Annotated in this window: 16 protein-coding genes; 8 read left to right on the forward strand and 8 right to left on the reverse strand. The window is 72.1% G+C overall.

Annotated features, from left to right (window positions below):
• Position 1: 1 nt before the first annotated feature.
• Positions 2-1,078, reverse strand: a complete 1,077-nt coding sequence (locus OOJ98_RS25895; protein WP_267057429.1) for an ATP-dependent DNA ligase — start codon at positions 1,076-1,078, stop codon at positions 2-4.
• Positions 1,079-1,133: 55 nt separating this feature from the next.
• Here OOJ98_RS25895 and ligD point away from each other — a divergent pair, with 55 nt between their 5' ends.
• Positions 1,134-2,147 (forward strand): non-homologous end-joining DNA ligase, encoded by a 1,014-nt coding sequence (ligD, locus tag OOJ98_RS25900; protein WP_267057430.1) that lies wholly within the window; start codon positions 1,134-1,136, stop codon positions 2,145-2,147.
• Between the two features lie 46 nt (positions 2,148-2,193).
• Here the strand turns inward: ligD and OOJ98_RS25905 are convergent, their stop codons facing one another.
• Both OOJ98_RS25905 and OOJ98_RS25910 read right to left on the reverse strand, forming a co-directional pair.
• Positions 2,194-3,246 (reverse strand): SIS domain-containing protein, encoded by a 1,053-nt coding sequence (locus OOJ98_RS25905; RefSeq protein WP_267057431.1) that lies wholly within the window; start codon positions 3,244-3,246, stop codon positions 2,194-2,196.
• A 56-nt stretch (positions 3,247-3,302) separates the two neighbouring features.
• The gene (locus OOJ98_RS25910) at positions 3,303-4,643 is read right to left on the reverse strand and encodes a PTS transporter subunit EIIC (protein WP_267057432.1); all 1,341 of its coding nucleotides are present in this window, start codon (positions 4,641-4,643) and stop codon (positions 3,303-3,305) included.
• Between the two features lie 254 nt (positions 4,644-4,897).
• On the opposite strand from OOJ98_RS25910, the gene OOJ98_RS25915 reads away from it, so the two are divergent.
• The 3 genes from OOJ98_RS25915 to OOJ98_RS25925 all read left to right on the forward strand — a co-directional run bounded on the left by OOJ98_RS25915 (position 4,898) and on the right by OOJ98_RS25925 (position 6,998).
• Complete coding sequence (locus OOJ98_RS25915) at positions 4,898-5,665, forward strand: GntR family transcriptional regulator (RefSeq protein WP_267057433.1); 768 nt, start codon at positions 4,898-4,900, stop codon at positions 5,663-5,665.
• A 156-nt stretch (positions 5,666-5,821) separates the two neighbouring features.
• On the forward strand, positions 5,822-6,613 hold the full coding sequence (locus OOJ98_RS25920) for a VOC family protein (protein WP_267057434.1): 792 nt from the start codon (positions 5,822-5,824) through the stop codon (positions 6,611-6,613).
• A 133-nt stretch (positions 6,614-6,746) separates the two neighbouring features.
• On the forward strand, positions 6,747-6,998 hold the full coding sequence (locus OOJ98_RS25925) for a WhiB family transcriptional regulator (protein WP_267057435.1): 252 nt from the start codon (positions 6,747-6,749) through the stop codon (positions 6,996-6,998).
• Between the two features lie 129 nt (positions 6,999-7,127).
• Here the strand turns inward: OOJ98_RS25925 and OOJ98_RS25930 are convergent, their stop codons facing one another.
• The 3 genes from OOJ98_RS25930 to OOJ98_RS25940 all read right to left on the reverse strand — a co-directional run bounded on the left by OOJ98_RS25930 (position 7,128) and on the right by OOJ98_RS25940 (position 10,844).
• A complete protein-coding gene (locus tag OOJ98_RS25930; RefSeq protein ID WP_267057436.1) occupies positions 7,128-8,096 on the reverse strand; it encodes an acyl-ACP desaturase in 969 nt (322 codons plus the stop codon).
• Between the two features lie 269 nt (positions 8,097-8,365).
• The gene (locus OOJ98_RS25935; protein ID WP_267057437.1) at positions 8,366-10,009 is read right to left on the reverse strand and encodes an ABC-F family ATP-binding cassette domain-containing protein; all 1,644 of its coding nucleotides are present in this window, start codon (positions 10,007-10,009) and stop codon (positions 8,366-8,368) included.
• A gap of 418 nt (positions 10,010-10,427) precedes the next feature.
• Complete coding sequence (locus OOJ98_RS25940) at positions 10,428-10,844, reverse strand: SsgA family sporulation/cell division regulator (RefSeq protein WP_267057438.1); 417 nt, start codon at positions 10,842-10,844, stop codon at positions 10,428-10,430.
• A 344-nt stretch (positions 10,845-11,188) separates the two neighbouring features.
• On the opposite strand from OOJ98_RS25940, the gene OOJ98_RS25945 reads away from it, so the two are divergent.
• Entirely contained in the window at positions 11,189-12,262 is a 1,074-nt protein-coding gene (locus OOJ98_RS25945) for an oxidoreductase (protein ID WP_267057439.1), read from the forward strand.
• 42 nt (positions 12,263-12,304) lie between these two features.
• Here OOJ98_RS25945 and OOJ98_RS25950 read toward each other — a convergent pair whose 3' ends face one another.
• Positions 12,305-12,604, reverse strand: a complete 300-nt coding sequence (locus OOJ98_RS25950) for a YciI family protein (protein ID WP_267057440.1) — start codon at positions 12,602-12,604, stop codon at positions 12,305-12,307.
• A 147-nt stretch (positions 12,605-12,751) separates the two neighbouring features.
• Here OOJ98_RS25950 and OOJ98_RS25955 point away from each other — a divergent pair, with 147 nt between their 5' ends.
• A complete protein-coding gene (locus OOJ98_RS25955; RefSeq protein ID WP_267057441.1) occupies positions 12,752-13,474 on the forward strand; it encodes an endonuclease V in 723 nt (240 codons plus the stop codon).
• Positions 13,475-13,519: 45 nt separating this feature from the next.
• On the opposite strand, the gene OOJ98_RS25960 is transcribed toward OOJ98_RS25955, so the two are convergent.
• A complete protein-coding gene (locus OOJ98_RS25960; protein ID WP_267057442.1) occupies positions 13,520-14,701 on the reverse strand; it encodes a trans-acting enoyl reductase family protein in 1,182 nt (393 codons plus the stop codon).
• A 268-nt stretch (positions 14,702-14,969) separates the two neighbouring features.
• On the opposite strand from OOJ98_RS25960, the gene OOJ98_RS25965 reads away from it, so the two are divergent.
• Positions 14,970-16,118: a CaiB/BaiF CoA-transferase family protein gene (locus OOJ98_RS25965; RefSeq protein ID WP_267057443.1), complete on the forward strand. Its 1,149-nt coding sequence runs from the start codon at positions 14,970-14,972 to the stop codon at positions 16,116-16,118.
• A gap of 1 nt (position 16,119) precedes the next feature.
• Entirely contained in the window at positions 16,120-17,262 is a 1,143-nt protein-coding gene (locus tag OOJ98_RS25970) for an acyl-CoA dehydrogenase family protein (protein WP_267057444.1), read from the forward strand.
• Positions 17,263-17,275 lie beyond the last annotated feature (13 nt).

Here is a 17,275-nt window from a genome sequence, read left to right on the forward strand (position 1 = left end):
CTCAGCCGTCCTTCGACGACAGGACCTGCGCGAGGTCGTAGCCGACCGGCTCCTCCAACTGGGCGTAGGTGCAGCTGGAGGGGGCGCGGTCGGGGCGCCAGCGCCGGAACTGCGCGGTGTGCCGGAACCGGTCGCCCTCCATGTGGTCGTACGCCACCTCCAGCACCCGCTCGGGCCGCACCGCCACCCACGACAGGTCCTTCTTGCCGGTCCAGCGGCTGACCGCACCCGGCAGCCGGGCACCCTCGTGCGCCGCCTCCTCGGCCCAGGCGGCCCAAGGGTGTCCCTCGGCCACCGGATCGCTCATGAGCAGCGGCGCCAACTCCTCGATCAGTTCGGCGCGGCGTTTCATCGGGAACGCCGCGCACACACCGACGTGTTGCAGTGCGCCCTGCGCGTCGAACAGGCCGAGCAGCAGGGAGCCGACCACGGGACCGCTCTTGTGGTGGCGGTACCCGGCGATCACCACATCCGCCGTGCGCTCGTGCTTGATCTTGTACATGAGGCGGGCGTCGGGCCGGTAGGGCAGGTCGAGCGGCTTGGCGACGATGCCGTCGAGCCCGGCGCCCTCGTACTGCTCGAACCAGCGCCGGGCCACGTCGATGTCGGTCGTGGCGGGGGCCAGGTGGACCGGGGGTGAAACCGCTCTCAAGGCCTCGGCCAGCAGCGAGCGCCGCTCCGCGAGCGGGGTGTCCAGGAGCGCGGTGTCGCCGAGCGCCAGCAGGTCGAAGGCGACGAAGCTCGACGGCGTCTGTTCGGCGAGCAGCTTCACCCGGGACGCGGCGGGGTGGATGCGCTCGCTCAGCCGGTCGAAGTCGAGGCGGCCCTCATGAGCGATGACGATCTCGCCGTCCACCACGCACCGCTCGGGCAGCCGCTCCGCGAGGGCGGCCGCCAGCTCGGGGAAGTAGCGGGTCAGGGGCTTGCCGTTGCGGCTGCCGATGACCACCTCGGCGCCGTCGCGGTGCACGATCGCCCGGAACCCGTCCCACTTCGCCTCGTACTGCATGCCGGGCGGAATCTTCGCCACGGACTTGGCGAGCATCGGCTTCACTGGCGGCATCACCGGGAGATCCATACAACCGATTCTTACCGATATGCGGCATGGGCGCCCTCCGCCTACCGTGGCGTGCATGGGCAAGGGCGAGGCGATCGAGCTGGAGGCCGGCGGGCGCACCGTGCGGCTCTCGAACCCGGGCAAGGTGTACTTCCCCGAACCCGGCTACACCAAGCTGGACGTGGCGCGGTACTACCTGGCCGTCGCCGACGGCATCACCCGCGCCCTGCGCGACCGCCCCACCACCCTGGAGCGCTACCCCGACGGCGTCGAGGGCGAGTCGTTCTTCCAGAAGCGGGCCCCGAAGAACGTCCCGGAGTGGATCCCGACCGCGAGGATCGAGTTCCCGAGCGGCCGGCACGCCGACGAGATCTGCCCCACCGAGCCGGCCGCCGTGCTGTGGGCGGCGCAGCTCGGCTGTCTGACCTTCCATCCGTGGCCGGTACGGCGCGACGCCACCGACCACCCGGACGAGCTGCGCATCGACCTTGATCCGCAGCCCGGCACCGACTTCGACGACGCCGTGCCCGTGGCCCACGAACTCCGGGCGCTTCTGGGAGAGTTGGGGATCACCGGCTGGCCCAAGACGTCGGGGGGCCGGGGCATCCACGTCTTCATCCCGATCGAGCCCCGCTGGACGTTCACCGAGGTGCGGCGCTGCGCCATCGCCATCGGCCGCGAGCTGGAGCGCCGCATGGCGGGCAAGGTCACCACCGCCTGGTGGAAGGAGGAGCGCGGCGAGCGCATCTTCGTCGACTACAACCAGACCGCCCGCGACCGCACCATCGCCTCCGCCTACTCGGTGCGCCCCAAGCCGCACGCCCCGGTCTCGGCGCCGCTGCGCTGGGACGAGCTCGACGACGTCCACCCCAAGGACTTCGACCTGCGGACCATGCCCGCCCGCTACGCCGAACTCGGCGATCTGCACGCGGACATGGACGACCACGCCTTCGGCCTCGAGCCGCTCCTCGAACTCGCCGAGCGGGACGAGCGCGACCACGCGCTCGGCGACATGCCGTACCCGCCGGACTACCCCAAGATGCCGGGGGAGCCCAAGCGGGTACAGCCGAGCCGCGCCAAGCAGAAGTAGCCGGGCGGGCGTCCGGCGCCGCCGCGACGGTCGGCGGCGCCGTGGGTCAGGCCGCCGCGACCGGCGACGCCAGCTCGAAGTCGGCCGCGTCGACGCCGCCCTCCTTGGTGTCGTCGTTGGCGAACACGAACGACTCGATGGGCACCTCGCGTTCCTCGCTGAGCGCCGCGACCAGCTCCTGCACCACGACGGTCTCCAGGACCACCCGGGCGCTGGGAGCGCTCTCAGGCAGGCGTACGACACCGAGACTGTCCGCCGGGTCGACGTCCTGCGTGGTGATCAGGAGCGTGAGGTGGCCGGCCGCCGACAGGGAGCGGGCGAGTTCCACCTCGCGGCCGTCGCCGAAGACGAGGTGCAGGGTGTTGCCCGCCGACTCCATCTCGCCGTGCAGGTAGTTGCGGGTGACGGAGGCCGCGGCCGGCATGCGGGGCACCTCGCGCAGCAGCAGCGCCGCCTCTTCGGCGCTGACCCGGGAGGCGCCGGAGGCGACGCAGTCAGCCGCCACGCACAGGGCCGCTCGGGAGCGCAGACAGGAGACCACCTCGGCCGCGCGGGCACGGACCGTCGCGGCCCGCTCGGCGATGTCCGCCCACGGGTCGCCCGCGCGGCCGGCGATGGCACCCGCGATCAGGTCGAGGGCCACGACCGTGGCGGTGAAGCCGACGGTCGAGGCGTAGGAGTCGGGCTCATTGCCCAAGTCGACCGTGAACGCGGCGAGTTCGCCGAGCGGGGAGGGGGTCACATTGAGCACGGCGAGCGTCGCGGGCCCCTCGGCCGCCTTGAACGCCGCGATCGTCTCCGAGCTGCGGCCGCCCTGCGAGACGCCGATCAGCAGATCCGTGTCGAAGCCGTGGAGGCCGTCCTCGATCTCGCTGGAGAGCACCCGCTGGGCCGGGACGCCGTGCCCGCGGAGCACTTCGACGGGGACGGCGAGCGCCGCGTACGAGGCGCCGATCCCGGCCAGGAGCGGGCGGCGGGCCTCGCGCAGCCGGGCGAGGTCGGGGCCGTCGAGCTGCTGCCGTACATGGGTGATCACGCGCTCAAGCGCCTGCGGCTGGCCGGCCTGGCCGTCGAGGAAGGTGATACGCGATCCGGGCATGAAGGTTCCTTTCGTGGGCTGCGCCGCATGCGGACGGCGCGAGCGGGGGTGGAGCGTCAGGCCTTGGAGGCCGGATCGTCCTCCAGGGCGGCGCCCGGGGGAATGGCGTCCGGGGAGCGCACGGGTGTGTCCGCCGGTGCGTCGGTGGGTTCGGGGTCGGCCGGTTCGCCCTCGGCGGGGTCGCCCTCCACGGGTTCCCGGCCGGGTGTCGGCAGGTTGAAGCGCACGATCGCGAACCGGAAGATCACGTAGTAGAGCGCGGCGAACGCGAGGCCGATGGGGATCAGCAGCCAGGGCTTGGTGGCGATGCCGTAGTTGACGACGTAGTCGATGGCGCCGGAGGAGAAGCCGAAGCCGTCGCGGATGCCCAGGGCGTAGCAGACCGCCATCGAGACGCCGAAGAGCACCGCGTGGACGGCGTACAGAAGGGGCGCCACGAACATGAAGCTGAACTCGATGGGCTCGGTGACACCCGTGACGAACGCGGTGAGCGCGACCGAGATCATCATGCCCTTGACCATCTTGCGGTTCTCGGGCCGCGCGGTGTGCGCGATGGCCATGGCCGCGGCCGGCAACGCGAACATGTAGATCGGGAAGCCGCCGGTCATGAACTGGCCCGCGCTCGGGTCGCCCGCAAGGAAGCGCGCGATGTCGCCGTGGACCTCGGCGCCGGTGTGCGGGTTGACGAACGTACCGGCGTCGAACCAGGGGAAGAACGTGAAGAAGTGGTGCATTCCGATCGGGATGAGCGCGCGCACCACCACGCCGAAGATGCCCGCGCCCCAGGCGCCGGTGCCCACCAGCCACTCGCCGAAGTGGTAGAACCAGCCGCCGACCGTCGGCCAGACGACACCGAACACGATGCCCATGCCGACGCCCGCGAAGGCGCTGAGGATCGGCACCAGCCTGCGGCCGCCGAAGAAGCCCAGCCATTCGGGGAGTTTGGTCCGGCTGAAGCGCTGATAGAGCAGCGCGGCCACCAGACCCATCACGATGCCGCCGAGCACCTTGGCGTCCAGCGGCTTGCCGTCGACGCCCTTCGGGAAGGCGTCGCTGGCCAGGACCGCCTTGAAGACGAGGTAGCCGACCGCGGCGGCGAGCGCGGTCGAGCCGTCCGACTTCCTGGCGAAGCCGATGGCCACGCCGATGGCGAAGAGCAGCGGCAGGTTGTCGAAGACGGTCTGGCCGCCGGCCGACAGGACCATGCCGAGCTTGCGGATCAGCTCGGGGAAGTTCTCCCGGCCGAGCAGGTCCGTGCCGCCGAGGCGGACCAGGAGCGCCGCCGCGGGCAGCGTCGCGACCGGGAGCATGAGGCTGCGCCCGATGCGCTGCATGACCGCCATGACGCCACTGCCGCCGCTCTTCTTGGCGGCGGCCTTCGATGGGCCCGTACTCATCCGTCTTCCTCCATCACGCGAGCGGTCCCGTGGCCATCCGGGGGCGGTGGCCGTCGGACCGGTCGGCCGCCGGACCTGCCGGGTGCCGCACCCCAAAGGTATGCAGTGGTATTCGAGTGGTCAATAGTGGTCTGCTCATTTTCTCGTCCACCCGACCAAGGGCCCGGGGCGATCGGCCCTGGCCTGCGCGGAGTCCGGCCCAGGGGTGAGTGGTATGCGGTGGTACGCTCCGAGGATCCCGCTGGAGGTTTCCGATGAGCGCCGACGCCACCCCCGCCCGCCCCCTGCGCTTCACCGAACGCGGCGGCGGCCCCGCCCCGCTGTGGGCCCAGACCGCCGATCTCATCCAGGACGAGATCCAGCGCCGCGGACTGACCGCCGGCGCCCGGCTGCCCCCCGAGCGCGAACTCGGCGAACGCCTCGACATCTCCCGGGTGACCCTGCGCAAAGCCCTGGCGCACCTGGTGGAGCAGGGCCTCGTGACGGCCTCGCACGGCCGCGGCTGGTTCGTCGCGGAGCCGGTCGCCCCCCGCGAATGGCCCAACGACCTGGAATCGTTCACGACGACGGCGCGCCGCAAGCACATGCGGCCGAGTTCGCTGGTGCTGCACCAGGAGGTGCGTCCCGCCACCCTCGACGACGCCGACCGCCTCGACGTACCGGCCGGCGCGCCCCTGCTGCGCCTGGAGCGCGTGCGGCTGCTCAATGACGTACGCATCGCCGTCGACCGGACCCTGCTGGTGGCCTCCTTCGCGCCCGGCCTCGACGCGGTGGACTTCACCGGTGCCTCGCTCTTCGAGGAACTGCACGCACGCGGCGTCGAGCTGGACCGCTCCGAGACCACCATCGAGGCGCGCGGCGCGGACGCGGCCCTCGCAGGACACCTCGGCATCGAACCCGGCGCTCCCGTGCTCGCCCTCGATCAGACGATCTACGCACGGGACCAGCGCCCGGTGCTCCTGTCGACCGTCGAATACAGCGGGGACCGCTACCGCCTGCGCACCACACTCCAACCACGCTGACAGGTGCCGCGGCCCCGGACCGCGGGCGTTGGATAGGAGAGCGGGGGCCGTTCGTCCCCCGGCCCGGCGCTCGGGTCGGCATTGTCAGTGGCTGGTGGAAGACTCGGAGGAGCAGGACGACGGGGCACGACTCGGGGTACGACCAAGGAGTTCACCATGCTCAGCACCCGGTACGTCACGGGCTCTCCCAGTTGGTTCGATCTCGGCACGCCGGACATGGACGCGGCGGCGGCCTTCTACACCGGCGTCTTCGGCTGGACCTATCAGCCCGGCGGGCCGGAGGTCGGCGGATACGGCACGTTCCAGGCCGCGGGCAAGACCATCGCCGGCGGCATGGCGATCACCCCCGAGCAGGGCCGGCCCGGATGGAACCTGTACTTCCAGACCCCGGACATCGAAGCCACGGCGCGCTCCGTCGAGCAGGCGGGCGGCAAGGTCGTCATGCCGCCGATGGACGTCATGGAGCTGGGCCGCAGCGCCGTCCTTCAGGACACGGCCGGCGTCGGCTTCTCGGGCTGGCAGCCCCAGCAGATGGCCGGCATGGAAGCGGCCGGTGAGCGGGACACGCTGGCCTGGGTCGAGCTCTACACCCCGGACGTCAAGGCGGCCATCGGCTTCTACCACGCGGTGTTCGGATGGGAGAGCACCGACGTGCCCTTCCCCGGCGGCACCTACACGACCGTCAACCCCGCCACCGCCGGGCCCGACGGGATGTTCGGCGGCATCGTCCCGATCGACGGCGACGCACTGGAGGCCGAGGCAGGCCCCTACTGGATGCCGTACATCGAGGTGGCCGACGCCGACGCGACGGCCGCCAGGGCGCGGGAGCTGGGCGGCACGGTCCGGATGGCGCCCATGGACGTGGAGGGCGTGGGCCGCCTGGGCCGGATCGCCGACCCGTTCGGCGGGCGGATCGCCATCATCACGAGCGCGATGGATGGGTCCTAATCGAGCCGCGCAGGCCGCGCAGGCCGCCGCGGGCCTCGGAGGTACGGCGGAGGAGGGCCCCGCGGGCGTGATCAACGTCGGCGTTCACGATTCGTTGATGGGACGTTGATCAGCGCCCGGCAGCGTTGACGGCATGATGAACAACACCATCAGCAGTGGGGCTGAACTCACCTGGCAGGAGAGCGCGTTGTGCGCCCAGGCCGGGCCCGAGTTCTTCTTCCCGGCGCCGGGAAGTTCAACGCGTGAGGCCAAGCAGCTCTGCGGCGCCTGCGAGCAGCGCAAGGCATGCCTCGAATACGCCCTGGCGAACGACGAGCGATTCGGTGTGTGGGGCGGTCTCTCCGAGAGAGAACGCCTGGTACTGCAGCGCTCCCGGCAGCGCTGAGCACACCGGCGCCGAACAGACCGATGCCGGGCGGGAACAACGGGGGAGCCGTTCCCGCCCGGCATCACTGCTGGGCATCGGCGCGGGCAATCAGCGCCAGGTCTCAGCGCTGGGTGTCAGCGCCGGGTGTCAGCCCCGCGCGGCCATGCGCGCCTTGCGCGCGGCGAGCTTCTCGTCGAACTTGGAGGCCTCGGAGTCGAGCCCGCCCATGTACAGGCCGAGCTCCTCCTGGGCCTTGAGACCCTCCGGGCCGAGCCCGTCGATCTCCAGCACCTTGAGGTAGCGGAGCACCGGCTGGAGCACGTCGTCGTGGTGGATCCGCATGTTGTAGATCTCGCCGATCGCCATCTGTGCCGCGGCCCGCTCGAAGCCCGGCATGCCGTGACCGGGCATCCGGAAGTTCACGACGACGTCGCGCACCGACATCATCGTCAGGTCCGGGGCGATCTCGAAGGCCGCGCCCAGCAGATTGCGGTAGAAGACCATGTGCAGGTTCTCGTCGGTGGCGATCCGCGCCAGCATGCGGTCGCAGACCGGGTCGCCCGACTGGTGGCCGGTGTTGCGGTGCGACACCCGCGTGGCCAGCTCCTGGAACGCGACGTACGCCACCGAGTGCAGCATCGAGTGCCGGTTGTCCGACTCGAAGCCCTCGCTCATGTGCACCATCCGGAACTGCTCCAGCTTGTCCGGGTCCACGGCGCGCGAGGCGAGCAGGTAGTCGCGCATCACGATGCCGTGCCGGCCCTCCTCCGCGGTCCAGCGGTGCACCCAGGTGCCCCAGGCGCCGTCGCGGCCGAACAGCGAGGCGATCTCGTGGTGGTAGCTGGGCAGGTTGTCCTCGGTGAGCAGGTTGACCACCAGGGCGATCTTCCCGATGTCGGTGACCTTGGACTGCTGGGGGTCCCAGGCCTCGCCGTCCTCGAAGAGGCCGGGGAAGTTGCGGGCGTCGGACCACGGCACGTACTCGTGCGGCATCCAGTCCTTGGCGACCTTGAGGTGCCGGTTGAGCTCCTTTTCGACTACCTCTTCCAGCGCGAACAGCAGCCGGGCGTCGGTCCACGCGTCCGAACTGCCGAGGTGGGGAGAAGTGATCGTCACGAGGGTGCTCCAGGGGGACGGAAAAGGGGGACGGCAGGCGTACCTACGCAAACGTAGGTTACGAAACCGTAGGTTAAAGCGGCCGTAAGCCTCAGCCAAGTCCACCTTCCCCTTCGTCCGGTTACGTTCTGCTATATACGCAGGTCCAGTGGGTGGAACGAGAGGCAAGTCACCTCTTTGCGGATGCCCCTGCTGTGAGCGGGGAAACAGCGCGGCCCGGCCCCGTCGCAGGGACCGGGCCGGGCCGGGGGCGCGCGCTGCCGGGCGGCTCAGCGCACCGGGAGTCCCGCTCTCACCTCCTCCGGCGTGGTGTCGCCGAGCGCGCCGTCGAGCAGCAGCCAGCGGGTGACGCCGATGGACTCCAGGAACGGCACGTCGTGACTGGCCACGATCAGCGCACCCTCGTACGCGTCGAGGGCCGCCGTGAGCGCGCTCACGCTGGCCATGTCCAGATTGTTGGTGGGCTCGTCCAGCATCAGCAGCCGGGGCGCGGGCTCCGCGAGCAGCAGCGCCGCGAGAGCCGCCCGGAAGCGCTCCCCGCCCGAGAGGGTGCCGGCCGGCCGCTCGGCGCGGGCCCCCTTGAACAGGAACCGCGCGAGCCGTGCCCGGATCGCGTTGTCCGTCGCCCCCGGCGCGTAGCGGGCCACGTTCTCCACCACGCTCAGGGTGTCGTCCAGCACGTCGAGGCGCTGGGGCAGGAAGCGCAGCGGCACATGGGCCACCGCCTCACCGGCCAGCGGCTCCAGCTGCCCCGCGATCGTCCTGAGCAGGGTGGTCTTGCCGGCGCCGTTGCGGCCCACCAGGGCGATGCGCTCCGGCCCCCGCACATCGAGCTCGCCCTCCACCCGCGCGCCGTACGGCAGGTGCAGCTCACGCAGGGTGAGGACCTGGCGGCCCGGGTGCACGGTGGTGTGCGGCAGCTCGATCCGGATGCCCTCGTCGTCCCGTACCGCCTCCGCCGCCTGGTCGAGCCGCTCGCGCGCCTGGTCGAGGCGTTCGGTCTGCAGGATGCGGTGCTTGCCGGCCGACACCTGTGCCTCGCGCTTGCGGTTGTTGGCGACGATCCTCGGCACCACCTTGTTGTCGTAGCTCTTCTGTCCGTACCGCTGACGCCGCGCCAGCTTGACCTGGGCCTCGGACAGTTCGCGCTTCTGCCGCTGTACGTCGGCCTCGGCCACGCGCACCATCCGCTCGGCCGCCTCCTGCTCGGCCCGCAGCGCCTCTTCGTACGCCGTGAAGTTGCCGCCGTACCAGGCGAGTTGGCCCTCGCGCAGATCGGCGATGCGGTCCACCCGGTCCAGGAGTTCCCGGTCGTGGCTGACCACGAGGAGCACCCCGTTCCAGGCGTCGACGGCGCTGTAGAGGCGCCGCCGGGCGGGCAGGTCCAGGTTGTTGGTGGGCTCGTCGAGCAGCAGGACGTCCGGTCGCCCGAGGAGCAGTGCGGCCAGCCGGAGCAGCACCGACTCGCCACCGGAGACCTCGCCGATGGTGCGGTCGAGGCCGATGGCGCCGAGGCCGAGCTGGTCGAGGGTGGCACGGGCGCGCTCCTCGACGTCCCAGTCGTCGCCCACCGCCTCGAAGTGGTGCTCGTCGGCGTCGCCGCCCTCGATGGCGTGCAGCGCCGCGCGGACCGCGTCGATGCCGAGGGCCTCGTCGACCCGCAGGGTGGTGTCGAGGACCAGGTTCTGCGGCAGGTATCCGATCTCGCCGGCGACCTTGACGGGGCCGCCGCTCGGCGTGAGCACGCCGGCGATCAGCTTCAACAGGGTTGATTTCCCCGACCCGTTGAGGCCGACGAGGCCGGTGCGGCCGGGGCCGACGGCGAGCTGGAAGTCCTCGAAGACGGGGGTCCCGTCGGGCCAGGCGAAGGACAGCGCGGCCGAGCTGATCTGAAGGGGGGAAGCAGATGACATACGGGTCTCCCGGTTGCGGGGAAGGAATGAGGGCAACGGGGGGTTCTGAGACACCGCTCAGGGCATGAAGAAGGCCCTGGTCGTTGAGGACATGGCTCGGAGGCAGAGGTCACACCGGGTGCGCGGCACATCGATGAGGTGCGCGGGGCGGTGTCTCAGGGCCTCAGACGAGCAACGTCCTACTCCATTCGACGACAACAGGGCCAGTCACGAAGGTACGCCCGCCATCCGGGGCCCCGCAAACGAATTACTCGCCGGCCGATGAACGCGCGAGCCGCATCGAGCCACCAGCGGGAGCGGGGCGGGGAGCGGGACGCGGGTGCGCAGGCGAAGGGGCACCGCCGCGGCCGGGCAGGAGCGGTGGCGGTGCGGGGGAAGGGCGAAACCGTCTCGGTGGCGGTGGCGGTGGCGGTCGGGGTCAGCAGGCGTCGCGCAGCAGCACGGCGAGGTCCCCGTCCAGGTCGAGGTAGTGGTGCTCGCGGCCGACCGGCACCAGGTGCTCGGCGCGCTGGAGGAAGCGGCGCACCTCCGAGGTGCGGATGTGGACCATGGCGACGCCCTCGGGGGCGTGGAATTCCAGGACGGTGCGGTCGTAGCCGTAGGGCCGCACCCGGACGTCGCCCACACCGGCGGGTGCGTCGATGCCGGCTTCGAGCAGTTCGCGGGCGAACTCCCAGGAGACGTCGGTGCCTTCGAGGGTGGCCGGCGCGGGGAAGGCCATGTGCACGGCGAAGGGGTCGTCGGGGTCGTAGCGCAGGGTCGCGGGCACGGTCTCCATACGGGGTGCGGACGCGATCAGACGCACCTGGACGGGCTGCTCGATGACGGTGGACAAAGCCCTGCTCCCTCAGCCTCGGGGGTTCTCTCCTGCCGCCCGGAGAGACGTCGAAATTCAGCGTTCCGTGCACCGGAGGTTCACGTGACCTGCATCACTGACGACCATCGGCGCGGGGCGCCCGGGGCGGATCAGTCGTCATGGGGCTCGTTCCCGCTATCACCCCGACCACACCGGATCACCCCTGCCTCGTATGGCTCAATTCTTCTCGGGGTCCCGTCGGTGGCGGCCGACGACGGGGCGGCATGCGGCGTGAGATGCGTACGGCGCCCGGCTCGGGCGCCCGGGACCGGTGGCGTAGGCGCTCTGGACGGGTGGGGTGGGCTCGGCTAGCTTCCGACGCCATGAGGTCCATGGGGAAGACGCGACGCGTGCTGGCGGCGGGACTCGGCGGGGTGGCGATGGTGGCGGCGCTGACGGTGCCGGCCCAGGCGCACGGTGAGCACACGCCCACCTGGAAGGTGAAGAACACCGCGAGCGATGCCCGTTTCCGCGGGCTCGCCGCGGTCAGCGGGTCGACCGCATGGGTCGCCGGCACCAAGGGCACGGTCCTGCGGACCGCGGACGGTGGCCGCACGTGGAGGAACGTCTCGCCGCCCGGCGCGGAAGCCCTGGAGTTCCGGGACGTAGAGGCCTTCGACGGGCGGCGCGCGGTGGTCCTCGCGATCGGTGAGGGCGAGGCGTCCCGCGTCTACCGCACCGAGGACGGCGGAGCCACCTGGAGCGAATCCTTCCGCAACACCGACCCGAAGGCCTTCTACGACTGCCTGACCTTCTTCGACCCGCGGCACGGCCTGGCGATGAGCGACCCCGTCGACGGCAAGTACCGCATCCTGTCCACCGCCGACGGCGGCCGCTCCTGGGCGGTGCTGCCCAGCGCGGGCATGCCGGCCGCGCAGCCGGGGGAGGCCGGGTTCGCCGCGAGCGGCCAGTGCCTGGTGGCCTCGGGCCCGAGGGACGTCTGGCTCGCCACGGGCGGCGGCGCCACCGGCCGGGTGCTGCACTCCACCGACCGCGGACTCACCTGGACGGCCGCCGAGTCGGGCATCCCGGCCGGCGACCCGGCCCGCGGTGTGTTCGGCCTCGCCTTCCGCGACCGTACGCACGGCATCGCGGTCGGCGGCGACTACCGCGCGGGGCAGCCGTCACCGGACGCGGCGGCGGTCACGGGCGACGGAGGGCACCGCTGGCGCCGGGCGACGGCGCCGGTCGCCGGGTACCGCTCCGGCGTCGCCTGGCTCGCGCGCTCACACGCGACGGCGCTCGCCGTCGGCCCGACCGGCACCGATGTCACACGCGACGGCGGACACACCTGGCGGACCGTGGACACCGGCTCGTACGACACCGTCGACTGCACCGCCGACGGGGCGTGCTGGGCCGCCGGCGAGCAGGGCCGGGTGGCGCGCCTCGCGGACTAGGGCCCGTCGGGCGGATCCTGCCGAGACCGTCCGCCTCCGGTTCTAACCACCCAACGTCTGCTGGTACGCGGTGAGTCGGGGCGCCACCTTGGTCGCGAGGAACTCGGTGATCCGGTAGGCGCAGACCCCGTTGACGACGAACGGGTCGGTGGCCGCGAGCTTCTCGATCACCGCACGGTCGTCCCCGACGGCGAGGATGACCCCGCCGTCGCGGGGCTCCTTGCGGCCGGACGCGATGAACACGCCCGCCGCGTAGTGCTCGTCGAGCCAGGCGACATGGCTGTCGAGAAGGGCGTCGATACGGTCCAGGGGCGAGGTGTAGGTCAGCTCGAGAATGAACATGATCGTCACACTACTCCGGGCCCGTTCGCAGGTCCCGGCGGCTCCGCCGGCGGTCCGCCGCGCCCCGACCGCCGCCCCGGTCACCGCTGTTGAGGCCGGCCCGGGGTCCGCGACGGCGCCCCGCGGCGGAGCGCCTAGGGTGGCGGCATGGAGATCATCACGGGCATCCCGCGGGGCTGGCCGGCCGACGAGGCGACCGCGCTCGCCGTACAGGACGAGCTGCGCGACCGGGTCGTACGGGACGAGCCGGGGCCGCCGCCGGGCAGCGGCCTCGTCACCGGGGTGGACGTGGCCTACGACGACGAACGCGACCTCGTCGTCGCGGCCGCCGTGGTGCTCGACGCCGCGACCCTCGACGTGGTCGAGGAGGCCACCGCCGTCGGCCGGGTGGCGTTCCCCTACGTTCCCGGGCTCCTCGCCTTCCGGGAGATTCCCACCGTGCTCGCCGCCCTCGAACGCCTCGGCTCCGGTCCCGGCACGGTCGTCTGCGACGGGTACGGGCTCGCCCACCCGCGCCGGTTCGGCCTCGCGAGCCACCTCGGCGTGCTCACCGGGCTCCCCGTCGTCGGCGTCGCGAAGAACCCGTTCACCTTCAGCTACGAGCAGCCCGGACCCCGCAGGGGCGACAGCTCGCCGCTGCTCGCCGACGACGGCACCGAGGTCGGCCGCGCCCTGCGCACCCAGGACGCCACCAAGCCCGTCTTCGTCTCGGTCGGCCACCGCGTGAGCCTCGACGGCGCGGTCGCCCACACCCTCGGCCTCGCGCGGCGCTACCGGCTCCCCGAGACCACCCGGCACGCCGACTCGCTGTGCCGCCGGGCCCTCAAGGAGGCCCAACAGGCCCTGCCCTCAGCGGAGTCGGCGTCCTGAGGCACTCCGGAGCGGGCCGTGACGGGGGCCCGGAGCGCCGCGCGGTCAGCGCGTGTCCGCGACCCGGAACCGCATGCCGGCCGCCCGCAGCCGCTCGGTGAGGGCCGGACCCATCGCGGTCGCGGGCGTCAACTGGCCCGCGCGCTCGGGGAGTTCGTCGAAGGCGAGGCAGAGCGCACCCTCGGCGAGGATCTTCGCCGTCTCGTCGTAGCCCGGGTCGCCGCCGGAGACCTCCGTGAAGACCCGGCGCCCGCCGCCCTCGCCGACGAAGCGGACCGTGAACCAGCTGCGCCGGCGGCGCGCCTCGTCCGGGCCCAGCCCCGCTTCGTAACGCTTCATCAGCCAGGAGCGTGCGGGCGGGAGTTGGGTGGCCGCGGCGACGGCGCCCACCGCCGCCACCCCGCCGATGGCGACCGGAAGGTGCTTGACCGCGGCGAAGTGCCGGTAGCGGAAGTCGGGCCCGTACCGGTCGTCGGCCGCCGCCGAACGGGCGATGACCTGCGGGTCGATGGTCGGCATGGGCAGCGCCCAGACGCCGGTCTCCTTGCTGAAGTGGGGCGCGCCGAGCGGGGCGCGGGCCCGCCGTCCGACGAGCCGCGGCTCGTGCAGGCGCCGCTCGCGGGCGGCCCGCGCGGTCTGCGCGCCCCGGCCGAGCGCGGTCAGCGCGGAGGCCAGCGTGCCGCCGGAGAACGTCGCGTTGGTCCGTACGAAGCCGTCGACCCGGAGCGGGACCCCGGTGGGGAGCTGGTGCACGGTGAACAGGACGCCGAGGTCGTGCGGCACCGAGTCGAAGCCGCAGGCGTGCACAAGGCGGGCGCCGCGCTCCCGGGCCCGCGCGTCGTGCCGCACGTACATCGTGTCGACGAACTCCGGCTCCCCGGTCAGGTCGAGATAGTCGGTGCCGGCCTCGGCGCACGCCTCGACCAGGCCCTCGCCGTACCAGACGTACGGGCCGACGGTGGTGGCGAGGACCCGCGTGGACCCGGCGAGCGCGCGCAGCGACGCGCTGTCGGTGGAGTCGGCGGTGACCAGCGGCAGCGTGGCGCACGCCGGGTTGAGTTCCGTGAGCCGTTCGCGCAGCCGCTCAAGGCGGGTGCGGTTGCGGCCGGCGATCGCCCACCGGCACCCTTCGGGCGCGTGGAGCGCGAGGTACTGGGCGGTCAGCGCGCCCACGAAACCCGTCGCGCCGAACAGCACGATGTCGTATTGCCGCTTCGAGGGTCCCACCTGTGCCTCCGCACTTCTGCTGCCTGGTGACGCCGTCGGCCGATGCCGGGTTGTGAGGCTAGCGTGCGGCGCCCGGTCCGGGCATCCGGGCCCGCTCCCGCGACGACCGGGAGGGGGCGGCTCCGGGCAGACCCGGCGTATCGGGGCATCCGGCGCCGTGGCGCGCGCCCCGCGTGCTGAGCGGTTGCTCATGGGGGCTTGTGCGGAGTGGAACGTGTTCTTAGCATCATTGATGTTACATCAGTTGTGTCACAGTGCTGGGGGCTTGATGGCAGCGACAGGAACCGGCCCGCTCGCCGGGGTGCGCGTGGTCGAGCTGGCGGGCATCGGGCCCGGCCCGTTCGCCGCCATGCTCCTCGCCGACCTCGGCGCCGACGTGGTGCGCGTGGACCGTCCGGGGGGCGCGGGCCTCGGCGTCGACCCGGCGCACGACCTCACCAACCGCAACAAACGCTCCGTGATCATCGACCTCAAGGCGCCCGAAGGCCCCGGCGTCGTCCTCGACCTGGTCGAGCGCGCCGACATCCTCATCGAGGGCTACCGGCCCGGCGTCGCCGAACGCCTCGGGGTCGGACCCGACGCGTGCCTGGGCCGCAATCCCGGCCTCGTCTACGGCCGGATGACCGGCTGGGGACAGGACGGACCGCTCGCCCAGCGCGCCGGACACGACATCGCGTACATCGCCCTCACCGGCACCCTCGGCATGATCGGCGAGGCGGGCGGCCCGCCGGTCGTCCCGGCGAACCTCGTCGGCGACTACGCCGGCGGCTCGCTCTACCTCGTCATCGGCGTCCTCGCCGCGCTCCAGCACGCGCGGGGCGGGGGAGCGGGCCAGGTGGTCGACGCGGCGATCGTCGACGGGACCGCCCACCTCACCACGATGATCCACGCGATGCTGGCGGCCGGCGGCTGGCAGGACCGTCGCGGCGCCAACCTGCTCGACGGCGGCTGCCCCTTCTACGGCACGTACGAGACCTCCGACGGCCAGTACATGGCGGTCGGCGCTCTGGAGCAGCGGTTCTACGACGAATTCGTCCGCCTCCTCGGCATCGGGGACGAGGCGCCCGCCCGCAAGGACCTGGCCCGCTGGCCGGAGCTGCGCGCCGCCGTCGCGGCGCGGTTCCGCACCCGCACCCGCGAGGAGTGGACCGCCGTCTTCGACGGCTCGGACGCCTGTGTCGCGCCCGTGCTCTCCCTGAAGGAGGCGCCGCACCACCCCCATCTCGCGTCCCGCGCCACGTTCACCACGTACGACGGGACCGCCCAGCCGGCGCCCGCGCCCCGCTTCTCCGCCACCCCCGGATCCCTCCGGCGGCCCCCCGCCCTGCCCGGCGCCCACACCGAGGACGTCGCCCGCGACTGGGACCTGCCGGCGCTCACTGCGGGTCCGGCACCATCCCCCGTACAGGAGGCTTGAGTTGAAACGGCAGATCTTCAGTGCCGAGCACGAAGCGTTCCGCGAGACCGTCCGCACCTTCCTCGCCAAGGAGGTCCTGCCGCACTACGAGCAGTGGGAGAAGGACGGCATCGTCTCCCGCGAGGCGTGGCTCGCCGCGGGCCGGCAGGGGCTGCTCGGGCTCGCCGTGCCCGAGGAGTACGGGGGCGGCGGCCAGGCCGACTTCCGCTACAGCGCCGTCCTCGCCGAGGAGTTCACCCGCGCCGGGGCCGCCGGGCTCGCGCTCGGCCTGCACAACGACATCATCGGCCCGTACCTGACCGGGCTCGCCACGGAGGAGCAGAAGCGGCGCTGGCTGCCCGGGTTCTGCGACGGCTCGCTGATCACCGCGATCGCCATGACGGAACCCGGCGCGGGCTCCGACCTCCAGGGCATCCGCACCACCGCCGAGGACAAGGGCGACCACTGGCTGCTCAACGGCTCCAAGACGTTCATCTCCAACGGCATCCTCGCCGACCTGGTCGTCGTCGTCGCGAGGACCACACCGGAGGGCGGCGCCAAGGGCCTGTCCCTCATCGTGGTGGAGCGCGGCGCCGAAGGGTTCGAACGCGGCCGCAACCTCGACAAGATCGGCCAGAAGTCGCAGGACACGGCCGAGCTGTTCTTCCACGACGTACGCGTCCCGAAGGACAATCTCCTCGGCGAACTCGACGGCGCCTTCATCCACCTCATGACCAATCTCGCGCAGGAGCGGATGGGCATCGCCGTCGCCGGGATCGCCGCGGCCGAACACCTCCTGGAGATCACCACGACCTACGTCAAGGAGCGCGAGGCCTTCGGCCGGCCGCTCTCCAAGCTCCAGCACATCCGGTTCGAGATCGCCGAGATGGCCACCGAGTGCGCCGTCACCCGGACCTTCCTCGACCGCTGCATCGTCGACCACTCCAACGGCGAACTCGACGCCGTACACGCCTCCATGGCCAAGTGGTGGGCGACCGAACTGCAAAAGCGCGTCGCCGACCGCTGCCTCCAACTCCACGGCGGCTACGGCTACATGACCGAGTACCGGGTCGCCAAGGCATTCACCGACGGCCGCATCCAGACGATCTACGGCGGCACGACCGAGATCATGAAGGAAATCATCGGCCGCTCCCTGCTCGGCTGACCCCGCATCCCCG

Origin of the sequence: Streptomyces sp. NBC_00083 (assembly GCF_026343295.1) — a bacterium.
Taxonomy (GTDB): domain Bacteria; phylum Actinomycetota; class Actinomycetes; order Streptomycetales; family Streptomycetaceae; genus Streptomyces.

Coding starts and splice junctions, on each gene's coding strand:
- OOJ98_RS25895 (WP_267057429.1), bottom strand. CDS start 1,078: ATGGATCTCCCGGTGATGCCGCCAGTGAAGCCGATGCTCGCCAAGTCC.
- ligD (WP_267057430.1), top strand. CDS start 1,134: ATGGGCAAGGGCGAGGCGATCGAGCTGGAGGCCGGCGGGCGCACCGTG.
- OOJ98_RS25905 (WP_267057431.1), bottom strand. CDS start 3,246: ATGCCCGGATCGCGTATCACCTTCCTCGACGGCCAGGCCGGCCAGCCG.
- OOJ98_RS25910 (WP_267057432.1), bottom strand. CDS start 4,643: ATGAGTACGGGCCCATCGAAGGCCGCCGCCAAGAAGAGCGGCGGCAGT.
- OOJ98_RS25915 (WP_267057433.1), top strand. CDS start 4,898: ATGAGCGCCGACGCCACCCCCGCCCGCCCCCTGCGCTTCACCGAACGC.
- OOJ98_RS25920 (WP_267057434.1), top strand. CDS start 5,822: ATGCTCAGCACCCGGTACGTCACGGGCTCTCCCAGTTGGTTCGATCTC.
- OOJ98_RS25925 (WP_267057435.1), top strand. CDS start 6,747: ATGATGAACAACACCATCAGCAGTGGGGCTGAACTCACCTGGCAGGAG.
- OOJ98_RS25935 (WP_267057437.1), bottom strand. CDS start 10,009: ATGTCATCTGCTTCCCCCCTTCAGATCAGCTCGGCCGCGCTGTCCTTC.
- OOJ98_RS25945 (WP_267057439.1), top strand. CDS start 11,189: ATGAGGTCCATGGGGAAGACGCGACGCGTGCTGGCGGCGGGACTCGGC.
- OOJ98_RS25950 (WP_267057440.1), bottom strand. CDS start 12,604: ATGTTCATTCTCGAGCTGACCTACACCTCGCCCCTGGACCGTATCGAC.
- OOJ98_RS25955 (WP_267057441.1), top strand. CDS start 12,752: ATGGAGATCATCACGGGCATCCCGCGGGGCTGGCCGGCCGACGAGGCG.
- OOJ98_RS25965 (WP_267057443.1), top strand. CDS start 14,970: ATGGCAGCGACAGGAACCGGCCCGCTCGCCGGGGTGCGCGTGGTCGAG.